At 62.5% G+C, this 12592-nt stretch carries 9 protein-coding genes; 8 read left to right on the forward strand and 1 reads right to left on the reverse strand.

Annotated features, from left to right (window positions below; all coding sequences use genetic code 11):
• The first annotated feature begins 155 nt into the window (after window positions 1-155).
• From glnE to AOA59_RS13680, 8 genes are all read left to right on the forward strand, one after another.
• Window positions 156-3095 (forward strand): bifunctional [glutamate--ammonia ligase]-adenylyl-L-tyrosine phosphorylase/[glutamate--ammonia-ligase] adenylyltransferase, encoded by a 2940-nt coding sequence (glnE, locus tag AOA59_RS13645; RefSeq protein ID WP_065930717.1) that lies wholly within the window; start codon window positions 156-158, stop codon window positions 3093-3095.
• 229 nt (window positions 3096-3324) lie between these two features.
• Window positions 3325-4359 carry a lipopolysaccharide heptosyltransferase II gene (waaF, locus tag AOA59_RS13650; RefSeq protein WP_065930716.1) on the forward strand — a complete coding sequence of 345 codons (1035 nt, stop codon included), beginning with the start codon at window positions 3325-3327 and terminating at the stop codon, window positions 4357-4359.
• A 1-nt stretch (window position 4360) separates the two neighbouring features.
• Complete coding sequence (waaC, locus tag AOA59_RS13655) at window positions 4361-5422, forward strand: lipopolysaccharide heptosyltransferase I (RefSeq protein ID WP_099487855.1); 1062 nt, start codon at window positions 4361-4363, stop codon at window positions 5420-5422.
• Window positions 5422-6546: a glycosyltransferase family 4 protein gene (locus AOA59_RS13660; protein WP_099487857.1), complete on the forward strand. Its 1125-nt coding sequence runs from the start codon at window positions 5422-5424 to the stop codon at window positions 6544-6546. The genes waaC and AOA59_RS13660 overlap by 1 nt, the downstream gene beginning before the upstream one ends.
• Entirely contained in the window at window positions 6543-7349 is an 807-nt protein-coding gene (rfaP, locus tag AOA59_RS13665; protein ID WP_017138513.1) for a lipopolysaccharide core heptose(I) kinase RfaP, read from the forward strand. Before AOA59_RS13660 ends, rfaP begins: the two co-directional genes overlap by 4 nt.
• Window positions 7349-8083, forward strand: a complete 735-nt coding sequence (locus AOA59_RS13670) for a lipopolysaccharide kinase InaA family protein (RefSeq protein WP_056860566.1) — start codon at window positions 7349-7351, stop codon at window positions 8081-8083. Before rfaP ends, AOA59_RS13670 begins: the two co-directional genes overlap by 1 nt.
• Window positions 8080-8832: a lipopolysaccharide kinase InaA family protein gene (locus AOA59_RS13675; protein ID WP_056860565.1), complete on the forward strand. Its 753-nt coding sequence runs from the start codon at window positions 8080-8082 to the stop codon at window positions 8830-8832. The genes AOA59_RS13670 and AOA59_RS13675 overlap by 4 nt, the downstream gene beginning before the upstream one ends.
• On the forward strand, window positions 8832-10274 hold the full coding sequence (locus tag AOA59_RS13680; protein WP_099487859.1) for a lipopolysaccharide kinase InaA family protein: 1443 nt from the start codon (window positions 8832-8834) through the stop codon (window positions 10272-10274). Before AOA59_RS13675 ends, AOA59_RS13680 begins: the two co-directional genes overlap by 1 nt.
• Window positions 10275-10396: 122 nt before the next feature.
• On the opposite strand, the gene AOA59_RS13685 is transcribed toward AOA59_RS13680, so the two are convergent.
• The gene (locus tag AOA59_RS13685; RefSeq protein ID WP_099487861.1) at window positions 10397-12496 is read right to left on the reverse strand and encodes a TonB-dependent receptor; all 2100 of its coding nucleotides are present in this window, start codon (window positions 12494-12496) and stop codon (window positions 10397-10399) included.
• Window positions 12497-12592 lie beyond the last annotated feature (96 nt).

A 12592-nucleotide genomic window follows, 5' to 3' on the forward strand; every position in this document is an offset into this window, starting at 1 on the left:
GATCATTTGCGAACAAGAAAAGGTGAAAGTTTGATGTTGGCTGCCAAGATGAAATTAATTTCAGCTATTTCTAACCTTTGTTCGACAGTCCTTCACCAAGCGTGGTTCTTGCCTTCACAACCACACGCCTTTTGCGCGCCGATCAAGGATAGACCATGAGCCTTCCAACGCTGGCCGAACTGCCGGCCATTCTCTTGCCTTTTGCCCAGCGGGCCGAGCAGTCATTTCGTGACGCAGTGGCCGCGCTGGACGCCGATCATGGACTTTCTGCGTGGACGCCGCAACGGTGGGCCGACTTTGCCCGAGTGTGCGCCGCCAGTGATTTCGTCATTGAACAGAGTGTTCGTGACCCTTTGATGTTGCTTGAGCTGGTGGCCTGGGGCGAGCTGGACCGCGGCTTTGCGCCCGGTGAGCTGTGCAGCCAGATCGCCGGTGCCGTGCAACAGGCCGAAACAGAAGATGAGTTGGGCCGCGTGCTGCGCCGCCAGCGCACGCGCCAGCAAGTGCGCATTATCTGGCGCGACCTGACCCGACAGGCGGACCTGGTGCAAACCTGTCGCGACCTCTCCGACATGGCCGACGCCAGCATCGACCAGGCGTACCAGTGGCTGTACCAACGCCACTGCGTGCAGTTCGGCACACCCACCGGCCGGCGCAGCGGCGAAGCCCAGCACATGGTCATCCTCGGCATGGGCAAGCTCGGCGCGGTGGAGTTGAACCTGTCGTCGGACATCGACCTGATCTTCGCCTACCCCGAAGGCGGCGAAACCGTGGGCGTGAAGCGCGCGCTGGACAACCAGGAGTTTTTCATTCGCCTTGGTCAAAAACTGATCAAGGCCCTCGACCCGATGACGGTCGATGGTTTTGTCTTCCGTGTCGACATGCGCCTGCGGCCCTACGGTTCGGCCGGCGCGCTGGTGCTCAGCTTCAATGCGCTGGAGCAGTACTACCAGGATCAAGGCCGCGACTGGGAACGCTACGCCATGATCAAGGCACGCGTGGTGGCCGGCGATCAGGTGGCCGGTGCGCAATTGCTGGATATGCTGCGCCCGTTCGTCTACCGCCGTTACCTGGATTTTTCCGCGATTGAAGCGCTGCGAACCATGAAGCAACTGATCCAGCAGGAAGTGCGGCGCAAGGGCATGGCCGAGAATATCAAGCTGGGCTCGGGCGGCATCCGCGAGGTGGAATTTATCGCCCAGGCGTTCCAGTTGATCCACGGTGGCCGCGACCTGAGCCTGCAACAGCGGCCGTTGCTGATGGTGCTCGGCACGCTGGAAGGCCAGGGCTACCTGCCGCCTGCGGTGATCGCGGAGTTGCGCAATGGTTATGAGTTCCTGCGTTATACCGAGCACGCGATCCAGGCGATCGCCGACCGTCAAACGCAAATGCTGCCGGACAGCCCTGAAGATCAGGCGCGCATTGCCTTTATGCTGGGCTTTGCCGATTGGGCCGCGTTCCATGAGCGCCTGATGTATTGGCGTGGCCGGGTGGACTGGCACTTCCGTCAGGTGATCGCTGATCCGGACGAAGAGGAAGGCGCAGAAAGCGAGCTGGTGGTGGGCGGGGAGTGGTTACCGTTGTGGGAGGAGTCCCAGGACGAAGATGCCGCGTGTCGCCAACTGGCCGAAGGCGGTTTTACCGACGCGCCCAAAGCCCTCAAAGCCCTGGCTGGCCTGCGTGGCAGCCCGCAGTTACGCGCCATGCAGCGCCTCGGTCGCGAGCGGCTCGACGCGTTTATCCCGCGCTTGCTGGCCCAGGCCGTCGAACACGCCAACCCGGATCTGGTGCTCGAACGCGTGCTGCCGCTGGTGGAGGCCGTGGCGCGACGTTCCGCCTATCTGGTACTGCTGACCGAAAACCCCGACGCCCTGCGCCGCTTGTTGACGCTTTGCGCCGCCAGCCCCTGGATTGCCGAGCAAATCACGCGCTTCCCGCTGCTGCTCGACGAATTGCTCAACGAAGGCCGCCTGTTCAAACCACCGTTGGCGCCGGAACTCGCCGCTGAGCTGCGTGAGCGCCTCACACGCATCCCCGAAGATGACCTTGAGCAACAGATGGAGGCCTTGCGGCACTTCAAACTGGCCCACCGCCTGCGTGTAGCCGCCTCGGAAATTGCCGGTAGCCTGCCGTTGATGAAGGTCAGCGACTATTTGACCTGGCTCGCCGAGGCCATTCTCGAACAAGTGCTGGCCCTGGCCTGGCGCCAGACGGTCGCCCGCCATGGCTCGCCACAGCGGGTGGACGGCAGCCTGTGCGACCCGGGTTTCATTATTGTGGGGTATGGCAAGGTCGGCGGTATCGAGTTGGGGCATGGCTCGGACCTGGATCTGGTGTTCGTCCACGACGGCGACCCGCAGGCCGAAACCGATGGCGCAAAACCCATCGACGGCGCGCAGTTCTTTACGCGCCTGGGCCAGCGGATCATTCACCTGCTCACCACCCAGACCAACTCCGGCCAATTGTATGAAGTGGACATGCGCCTGCGACCTTCCGGCGCCTCCGGTTTGCTGGTCAGCTCGCTTGGGGCGTTTGAGCGCTACCAGGAAAATGAAGCCTGGACCTGGGAACATCAGGCCCTGATCCGCGCGCGGGTGCTGGTGGGCAGCCAGGATGTGGGCCACGCGTTTGAACAGGTACGGGCTAAAGTACTGGGGCGTGAACGTGACTTGGCGAAGCTGCGCCAGGAAGTCAGCGAGATGCGCGCCAAGATGCGCGACAACCTGGGCACCAAGGCTACGGCTGCCGGGACGGGGGCGAATGCCTTCGAGCCGGCGACCGTGTTCGACCTCAAGCAAGACGCCGGAGGTATCGTCGATATTGAATTTATGGTGCAATACGCGGCTTTGGCGTGGTCTGCGCAACATCCATCGTTGCTGCGCTATACCGACAATATCCGCATTCTGGAAGGCTTGGAGCAGGTCGGGCTGATGCCCGCCGCCGATGCCCATCTGTTGCGTGAGGTGTACAAGGCCTACCGTTCCGCCGCGCACCGCCAGGCCTTGCAAAACGAGGCCGGCACGGTAGCCGGGGATCAGTTCGCCGACGAACGGCGCCAGGTGATGCGAATCTGGAATGAACTGGGGTTAAGCTGAAACTCGATTAAATGTGGGATGCCAATCTAATGTGGACACACAGCTTTGTGTGGGAGCCGGGCTTGCCCGCGATGCAGACGCCTCGGTTTATCAGTGATACCGAGTTGATGCATTCGCAGGCAAGCCAGCTCCCACACAAGCCAGCTCTGACACAAAGTGGCTACCGTGACCTACAGTAAATAACGATGCGGGGAGGCATAAGCCTCCCCGCATCGTTTGTGGAAACTACATGAATATTCTGATCGTTGGGCCTAGTTGGGTCGGTGACATGGTGATGGCGCAGACACTGTTTCAGTGCCTCAAACAGCGCCATCCCGACTGCCAAATCGACGTGCTCGCCCCTGAGTGGAGCCGGCCGATCCTCGAGCGCATGCCCGAGGTGCGCGCGGCCTTGAGCTTCCCGCTTGGCCATGGCGCCCTCGAATTGGCGACGCGCCGGCGCATCGGCAAATCCATGGTCGGCCAGTACGATCAGGCGATTTTGCTGCCCAACTCGCTCAAGTCGGCGTTGGTGCCGTACTTTGCCGGCATCCCTAAACGTACCGGCTGGCGCGGCGAGTTTCGCTACGTGTTGCTCAATGACGTGCGCACCCTCGACAAGGCGCGCTACCCGCTGATGATCGAACGCTTCATGGCGCTGGCCTACGAGCCCGGTGCCGAGTTGCCCGCGCCTTACCCGCGCCCGAGCCTGCAGATCGATCCGGTGAGCCGTGACGCAGCGCTGGCCAAGTTCGGCCTGGCGCTTGACCGTCCCGTGCTGGCGCTGTGCCCCGGCGCCGAGTTTGGCGAGTCCAAGCGCTGGCCGTCGGAGCATTACGCCAAAGTCGCCGAGACGAAGATTCGCGAAGGCTGGCAGGTTTGGCTGTTTGGTTCGAAGAAGGACCATCCGGTGGGCGAGGATATTCGCCAGCGCCTGATCCCCGGCCTGCGTGAAGAAGCGGTGAACCTCAGTGGCGACACGTCGCTGGCCGAGGCTATCGATTTACTCTCCTGCGCCGATTCGGTGGTGTCCAACGACTCCGGCCTGATGCACGTGGCCGCAGCGCTGAACCGCCCCTTGGTGGCGGTATATGGCTCGACGTCGCCCGGTTTTACCCCGCCTTTGGCCGATAAGGTTGAAGTGGTGCGCCTGGGCCTGGATTGCAGCCCGTGCTTTGAGCGTACCTGCCGGTTTGGCCATTACAACTGCATGCGTCAGTTGCTGCCGCAGCCGGTGAATGAAGCCTTGCAGCGGTTGCAGGGTTCTGCGGTCGAGGTTCGCTAGTTTGCGCGTATTGGTAGTCAAGACCTCATCCCTGGGCGATGTGATCCACGCCTTGCCGGCACTGACCGACGCGGCGCGGGCGATCCCTGGCATCCGCTTTGACTGGGTGGTGGAAGAAGGCTTTGCCGAGATTCCCACCTGGCACCCGGCCGTGGACAAAGTGATCCCGGTGGCGATTCGCCGCTGGCGCAAGAACATCTGGCAAACCATCAAGAGCGGTGAATGGCGGCGCTTCAAACAGAGCGTGCAGTCGACCAAATACGATTTGGTGATCGATGCCCAAGGGCTGCTCAAAAGCGCCTGGTTGACGCGTTATGTACGCGCGCCGGTGGCCGGTTTTGATAAAAATTCTGCCCGTGAGCCGCTGGCTGCGCGTTTCTACTCGCGCCGGCTGGCCGTGGCCCGTGGGCAGCATGCGGTAGAGCGTTTGCGCCAGCTGTTCGCCGTGGCGTTGGGTTATGACTTGCCCAAAGGCCTGGGCGATTACGGCCTCAGCGTCGACAAGCTGCTCGGCCTGCCGCCGAAAAAACCCTTTGTATTGCTGCTGCACGGCACTACCTGGGACACCAAGCACTGGCCCGAAGCCTACTGGCGTGAGCTGGCCGAACGCATGGGCCGCCTGGGCGTGGACGTGAAATTGCCATGGGGCAATGCCGCCGAAAAAGCCCGCGCCGAGCGTTTGGCCCAGGGCCTGCAAAACGCCGAAGTGCTGCCCAAACTCAACCTGGCCGGCGTTGCCCGTGTGCTCGCCGGTGCCCGCGCCTGTGTGGCGGTGGACACGGGCTTGGGGCATTTGGCCGCTGCGCTGGACGTGCCGACCATCTCCCTGTTCGGCCCCACCAACCCGGGCCTCACCGGCGCCTACGGCAAGGGCCAGATTCACCTGGCCAGCGACTTCCCGTGCGCGCCGTGCCTGCAAAAAACCTGTACCTATCAACCGACGGCCGACGACCTGCGTCGGTTCGACATCAAGCGCGAGTCGCCCCTGTGCTTCACGCGCTTGAACCCTGAGCGTGTGGCAAGCCGACTGAGCACGTTGTTATTGGCTGAGGAGCTGCACTGATGCAACTGGCTTTTGTTTTGTACAAATATTTCCCCTTCGGTGGCCTGCAGCGCGACTTCATGCGCATCGCCCTGGAGTGCCAGCAACGCGGCCATAAGATTCGGGTCTACACGCTGATCTGGGAAGGCGACATTCCCCCCGGTTTCGAAGTGCTGGTGGCGCCGGTCAAGGCGTTCTTCAACCACCGGCGCAACGAGAAACTGTTGGCCTGGATGGAAGCCGACCTGGCCAAGCGCCCGGTGGACCGTTTGATCGGCTTCAACAAAATGCCCGGTCTGGACGTGTATTACGCCGCCGACGGCTGCTTTGAAGACAAGGCGCAAAACCTGCGCCACTCGCTGTACAAGAGCTTTGGCCGTTACAAGCACTTTGCCGAGTACGAACGTGCGGTGTTCGCCAAAGACGCCTGGACCGAAGTGTTGATGATCTCCGAAGTGCAGCAACCGCTGTTCATCAAGCATTACGACACGCCGCTGGAGCGCTTCCACCTGCTGCCGCCGGGCATTGCCCAGGACCGCCGCGCGCCGCCGAATGCGGCTGAAATTCGCGAAGGTTTCCGCAAGGAATTCAACCTGCGCGACGACGAGTTGCTGCTGGTGCAAATCGGTTCCGGCTTCAAGACCAAGGGCGTCGACCGCAGCCTCAAGGCCGTGGCCGCTTTGCCTGCCGAACTTAAAAAACGCACGCGCCTGTTTGTAATCGGCCAGGACGACCCCAAAGTATTCCAGTTGCAGAGCGCCACGTTGGGGCTGGGCGATAACGTGCAGTTCCTCAAGGGCCGCAGCGATATCCCGCGTTTCCTGCTGGGCGCCGACCTGTTGATTCACCCGGCGTACAACGAAAATACCGGTACCGTGTTGCTCGAAGCCCTGGTGGCCGGGTTGCCGGTGCTGGTCTCGGCGGTGTGTGGTTATGCCCACTACATTGGCGAAGCCGACAGCGGGCTGGTGCTGGATGAGCCGTTTGAACAAGCGCAGCTCAACCAGTACCTCACGCACATGCTTACCGACACTGCACAGCGCGCGGCCTGGGGCCGCAATGGGTTGGCCTTCGCCGAGACGGCCGACCTCTACAGCATGCCGCAGCACGCGGCAGATGTGATTCTGGCGGAGCCGAAACGATGAAGTTGATTCTTGCCGAACCGTTCAAGACGTTATGGGCCGGGCGTGATGCCTTCGCCGAAGTCGAGAAACTGCAAGGCCAGGTATTTCGTGAACTGGCGGCGCGTCGCACCTTGCGTACCGAGGTGGAGGGCCGCCCGTATTTCGTGAAAATCCACCGGGGCATCGGTTGGGGCGAGATCTTCAAGAACCTGATCACCGCCAAGTTGCCGGTGCTGGGTGCCGGCCTGGAATGGTCGGCCATCCACCGCCTGCAGGAACTCGGCGTGCCGACCATGACCGGCGTGGCCTTCGGTGAAAAAGGCAGCAACCCGGCGGACCAGCACTCGTTCATCATCACCGAAGAACTGGCCCCGACCATCAGCCTGGAAGACCTGACCGTCAACTGGGTGGCCGAGCCGCCGGCACCGGCATTGCGCCATGCGCTCACTGCCGAACTGGCACGCATGGTCGGCGACATGCACCGTGGCGGCGTCAATCACCGCGACTGCTACCTGTGCCACTTCCTGCTGGATACGTCGCGGCCGATCGATGCGCGCACCATCAAGCTGTCGGTGATCGACCTGCACCGTGCCCAATTGCGTGCTCATCTGCCGCTGCGCTGGCGCGACAAGGATTTGTCCGCGCTGTACTACTCGGCGCTGGACATCGGCCTGACTCAGCGCGACAAGTTGCGCTTCCTCAAAGGCTACTTCCGCCAGCCGCTGCGCCAGATTCTGGCCGAGCAGTCGGCGTCCCTGAGCCTGTTGCAGCGCAAGGCCGACAAGCTGTATGCGCGCAAGCAACGCCTGGGGGATGCGATCTGATGGCGGGTTGGAACCTGGAACCTGCTTACGCCGCCCTGGCGGATGACTTTGGCAGCCTGGAGGCAGTGTTTGCCTTGCAGGGTGAGCGACTGACGCGCGACCCCTTGTCGGAAGTGATTCGGGTGGAGCGGGGCGGGGTCAATTACTACGTCAAACGCTACGTCGGTGCCGGCAAGGGCCTGCGCCGGTACCTGGGCAAACCTCGGGTGAAGTCCGAATGGCAGAACCTCAAGCGCTTCGCCAAGTGGGGGATTCCCACCGCCGACGTGGTGGCCTGGGGCCTTGAGCGCAAGGGGCTGGCTTATGCGCGCGGGGCGATGATCACCCGCGAGCTGCCCAAGACCGAAGACCTGTCGGTGCTGGCCGATCGTAACGATCCGTGCTTGAAAGACCCCACGTGGGTCAACGTGATCAGCCGTCAACTGGCCGAATATACGCGCACAATGCACGAGCACCGTTTTACCCATAACGACTTGAAGTGGCGCAACCTGCTGGTTGACGATAACCGCACCCTGTACCTGATCGATTGCCCCAACGGCGATTTCTGGCGCGGTTTCTGGCTCAAGTACCGTATTACCAAGGACCTGGCCTGCCTGGATAAAGTCGCCAAGTATCACCTGTCGGCCACCCAGCGCCTGCGCTTCTACCTGCAATACCGCCAACGCACGCACCTGACGGCTTCGGACAAACAGCGAATCCGCCACGTGGTGAAGTTTTTCGAGGGGCGCGAATGACTGATTTTCTGGCGGCCGATGATCGCGCATTGCTTGCGCGCCACGGCCTGGCTGACTTCGATGCGCTGTGGGCCAGGCAACTGGACGCGGTGGATGAACCCAATACCAGCGACGGCGGCTGGAGCAGCGTGTTTCGCCTGGAGCTTGAAGGCCAGGGTTACTACCTCAAGCGCCAGAGCAACTACCTGACGCGCACGCTCAGCAAGCCGTTCGGCGAGCCGACCTTTGCCCGCGAGTTTCGTAATATCAGCCGCTACCGGCAGCTGGGTATTCCGGCGTTGCAGGCAGCGTTTTTCGGTGAGCGCAAGGTTGAAGGCGAGCGCCGCGCGATGCTGCTGACCCGCGCCCTGGACGGCTGGAATGACCTGGACTCATTGCTCGAGCAATGGCCGCAACTGAGCGACGCCCAGCACCGTGCGATCCTGCTGGCGTGTGGGCAGCTGGCGCGCCACCTGCACAGCGTCGGTCAGGTGCATGGCTGTTTTTACCCCAAGCATATTTTCCTGCAACCGCTCGGAGACGGTTATGCCGCGCAGTTGATCGACCTGGAGAAAACCCGCCCGTTGCTGTTCGGCCGGCGTGATCGGGTCAAGGACCTGGAGCCGTTGCTGCGCCGTGCGCCGCAGTGGTCGGATGCGCAAGTGCGGCAACTGCTGGCGGCGTATCTGGACCAGCCTGAAGACAGCGCGCTGGTGGGCGCCTGGTTCGAGCGCCTGACGGCCCGGCGCAGCCACAAGGAGAAGCGCTGATGCGCTTGTCCGAACTGAAAAAAGCCGGCCGTACGCCCGAGCTGCCGCTGACCCTCGAGCTGGCCGACGCCGCAGGCACAGGCCAGCTGCAACTGCTTAACCTGTTGCGCGTGTTGCCGGGCGAACGCTACGTGGGCGCCGCCGTCTGGCGCGGCCGCCCGGTGTTGGCCAAGTTGCTGGTAGGCAGCAAGGCCGCGCGGCATTTTCAGCGTGAACTCAGCGGCGTGCGCCTGCTGGCCGAGCAAGGCCTGACCACGCCACAATTGCTGGCCGATGGCTTGCAGGAAGGCGAGGGCGGCTGGCTGCTGTTTGAATTTATCGAAGGTGCCGAAAGCCTCGCCGATGCCTGGCAGGCGGTCGAGGGGTTGCCGCCACTGGCGGATGAGCAAACCGCCGTACTCGCCGAGGCGTTGGGCGCGATTGCGCAGATGCACGCCAAAGGCCTGTGGCAAGAAGACCTGCACCTGGACAACTTGCTGCGCCAGGACGGCAAGCTGTACCTGATCGATGGCGCCGGGATTCGTGTTGAGGAGGCGGGCAAGCCGCTGTCGCGCAACCGGGTGCTGGAAAACCTTGGCGTGTTCTTCGCCCAGTTGCCGAAAAACCTCGAACCGTTTACCGAAGAATTGCTGGTGTACTACCTGCTGAGCAACGGCGAACACGCCTTGCCGCTGCAGGCCCTGGAAAAACAGGTGCGCAAGGTCAGCGCCTGGCGTTTGAAAGACTTTCTGAACAAGGTTGGCCGTGAATGCACGCTGTTCAGCGTGGTGCGTGGCGCCTTTGCCTTGCGTGCGATTCGTCGCGAGGAAGAGGCGGCGATGCTGCCGGTGCTGGAACAGGCCGACGCGTTGCTCGACCAAGGCCATGTGTACAAAACCGGTGGCGCGGCCACGGTTGCCAAGGTCGAAGCGGGCGGGCGGCCGCTGGTGATCAAGCGCTACAACATCAAGGGTTTTGCCCATTGGCTCAAGCGCTTCTGGCGCCCCAGCCGGGCCTGGCATTCGTGGCGCGAGGGCAACCGCCTGGCGTTCCTTGGCATCGCCACGCCCAAGCCGCTGGCGGTGTTGGAAAAACGCTTTTTGTGGCTGCGCAGCCGGGCTTACCTGGTGACGGAATACTTGCCGGGGCCGGACATCATCGAGCGCTTCGCGCCCTATGTTGAGAAAGGCGATGCGCCCGAAAATGAACTGCTGGCCCTGGACCATTTGTTCGCCGAGCTGATCCGCGAGCGCATCAGCCATGGTGATTTCAAGGGCCATAACCTGTTCTGGGCCGAGGATCGCTGGGCGTTGATCGACCTGGACGCCATGTGTCAGCACAGCTCGGTCGCCAGCTTCGCGCCGGCGTTCGCCAAGGACCGCGCGCGGTTTATGCGTAACTGGCCTGAGAGCAGCGCGTTGTACCAGCTTATAGATCAGCGTTTGCCCAAACAGGTGCAATGATCATTCCCACGCTCTGCGTGGGAATGCCGCCCCGGACGCTCTGCGTCCCGCTCCTCAAGCCACGTGCAAGGTGACGCGGAGCGTCACGGGATGCATCCCCACGCGGAGCGTGGGAACGATCATCAGAACTGATATTCAGCCCCGGCCCCGGCATACCAGGACCTTCCAGGCGCCGCTTCGTAGTAGCGGAAGTTGCCGTCCCCCACAATCACCGAACCCACATACTGGCGATCCAGCAAGTTATCCAGGCGCACCGTCTGGTGAAAGGTCCAGTGCTCCACCTTCTGCTCAAAGCGCGCCCGCCAGTTGAACACGCTGTAACCCGGCGCGGCGCGTTGCTGGTTGGTGTCTTCGACGTAGACCTTGCTGCGGTACAGGCCTTCGAGGGCGGTGCTGACCCAGTCGCGGGGTTTCCAGTTCAGCTCGGCGAAGAGCGTGGTTTGCGGCACGCCGGGCAAGTAGTTGCCCTTGTCGATAGCCTTCCCGCTGTTGGTAAAGTCGCTGTTGTAGGTCGCTTGCAGGCGGGTGTAGGCGAGGGTGGTGCTCCACTGTTCGCCGAGTTGGCTTTCCAGGCCCAGCTCGAAGCCTCGGCGCAGGGTTTTACCGGCGTTCTGGTAGGTGGTGCGACCGCCGCTGGATTGCTGCACGACCAACTCGTCGTCAGTCGTGATCTGGAATAGCGCAGCGTTGAGGCGCGTGTCCTGGCCAAGCTTGGCTTTCAGGCCGACTTCATACTGTTTGCTGACCGACGGCTTGAGCGCAAAGTTAAAGCCATTGGCGCTACTCGAATACGCCGACTCCGCCTGGGTCGGGGTTTCGAAGCCTTTGCCCGCGCTCACATAGCCATGCAGGTCCGGCGTAAAGGCGTACATCACGCTGACCGAAGGCGTGTTCTTCTGGTAGGTCTTGCTGCCGCTGTCATTACCGTCGCTGGTGAAGTGGTCGTCCACGTCCATCTTCATACTGCTGTGGCGCAGGCCGGCTTGCAGGGTCCAGTCGCCCAGCAGCCAGTTGGCCTGCACGAACGGGTCGAGGCTGGTGGCGGTGTCGATCTCGTCACGGCCCAGGGCGCCTTTGACGCCGTGCACGCCATCCAGGGTGTTGGAGTAGCCTTGGCGGTCGTCCTGGCTGCGGTCGTAATCGAGGCCGGTGATCAAGGTCAACTCGCCGAGGGCGCTGGTGATGGGTTGCAGCCAGTGGACCGAGCCACCGTAGAACTGGCGGTCGAACGCGACCACGCCGCCGCGAGCGTTTGCCGGGTTGGGCGCGCCACTGGCGAACTTGTCCGGAATCGACAGGTACTGAATCACACTCCTGCGCCCGGTATACGCGTTTACCTGCAACGTCGCATCACCGATATAACGTTCGTAATTTATGCCCAATTGCTGATGATCGATGCTTTTTCGCGTGTTGTACTGCAACGCAGCCGGCGCGACCGAGCGCGGGTCGGCTTTGTAGGCTTCCCAGGTTTGCCCCAGCGGATCCTGCGTGCCGTTTTGTTCCAGGCTGCTATAGATCAGCGCCAACTTGCTGTCGTCATCCGGCTGCACGTTGAGCTTGGCAAAGGTCTGGTCGCGTCGTGCGCTGCTGTGGTCGCGATAGCCATCGGTGTCCATGCGCGAAGCGTCGAGCACAAAACCTGCACCGTTCGCCGCGCCTTCGGCGGTAAGGTGGTTTTTGCTCAGGCCGTCGCTGCCCACCAGGGTTTCGGCGCCGATGCGTGGCGGGCCTTCGCCGTCGCGGGAAAACATCTGGATCACGCCGCCGGCGTTGCTGCCATACAAGGTGGCGGCCGGGCCGCGCAGCACTTCAATGCGCTCGGCGGTGTCGAGGTTGAAGGTGGCCGCCTGGCCCTGGCCGTCCGGAGTGCTGGCCGGGATGCCGTCGGCGATCAACTTGATGCCGCGCACGCCAAACGCAGAGCGCGCGCCGAAGCCACGGGAGGAAATCTGCAGGTCCTGGGCGTAGTTCTGGCGGTTTTGCACCACCAGGCCCGGCACGCGGGACAAGGCCTCGGAGGCGTTGATGCCGAGCTGGCCGTCGCTGATCTGCTCATGGCTGATGCTGTCGACCGAGTACGGCAGGCCGAACGTCGGGCTGGCGCTGCGTGAGCCGGTAACGACGCTGGGGTCGAGGACCAGGGCGGTGTCTTCAGCCACGGCGGTGTCGCACACGGCGAACAGGCCGGGCAGCAGAAGGGTAAAGCGGGCGAGGGTTTTCATCAGTCAGCCGGAATCTGTGGCGCTTAACGCTGTAAACGCGCAAAAGAGGCGAGAGTTTAACCAGTTGGTTAGTGCTGTTGCTCGGGATATTTCCCA

The organism is Pseudomonas sp. 2822-15 (assembly GCF_002742515.1).
Lineage (GTDB): Bacteria > Pseudomonadota > Gammaproteobacteria > Pseudomonadales > Pseudomonadaceae > Aquipseudomonas > Aquipseudomonas salomonii.

What these genes read in the sequence shown, in the direction of transcription:
- glnE (WP_065930717.1), top strand. Translation starts at nt 156, where the DNA reads ATGAGCCTTCCAACGCTGGCCGAACTGCCGGCCATTCTCTTGCCTTTT.
- waaF (WP_065930716.1), top strand. Translation starts at nt 3,325, where the DNA reads ATGAATATTCTGATCGTTGGGCCTAGTTGGGTCGGTGACATGGTGATG.
- AOA59_RS13660 (WP_099487857.1), top strand. Translation starts at nt 5,422, where the DNA reads ATGCAACTGGCTTTTGTTTTGTACAAATATTTCCCCTTCGGTGGCCTG.
- rfaP (WP_017138513.1), top strand. Translation starts at nt 6,543, where the DNA reads ATGAAGTTGATTCTTGCCGAACCGTTCAAGACGTTATGGGCCGGGCGT.
- AOA59_RS13670 (WP_056860566.1), top strand. Translation starts at nt 7,349, where the DNA reads ATGGCGGGTTGGAACCTGGAACCTGCTTACGCCGCCCTGGCGGATGAC.
- AOA59_RS13675 (WP_056860565.1), top strand. Translation starts at nt 8,080, where the DNA reads ATGACTGATTTTCTGGCGGCCGATGATCGCGCATTGCTTGCGCGCCAC.
- AOA59_RS13680 (WP_099487859.1), top strand. Translation starts at nt 8,832, where the DNA reads ATGCGCTTGTCCGAACTGAAAAAAGCCGGCCGTACGCCCGAGCTGCCG.
- AOA59_RS13685 (WP_099487861.1), bottom strand. Translation starts at nt 12,496, where the DNA reads ATGAAAACCCTCGCCCGCTTTACCCTTCTGCTGCCCGGCCTGTTCGCC.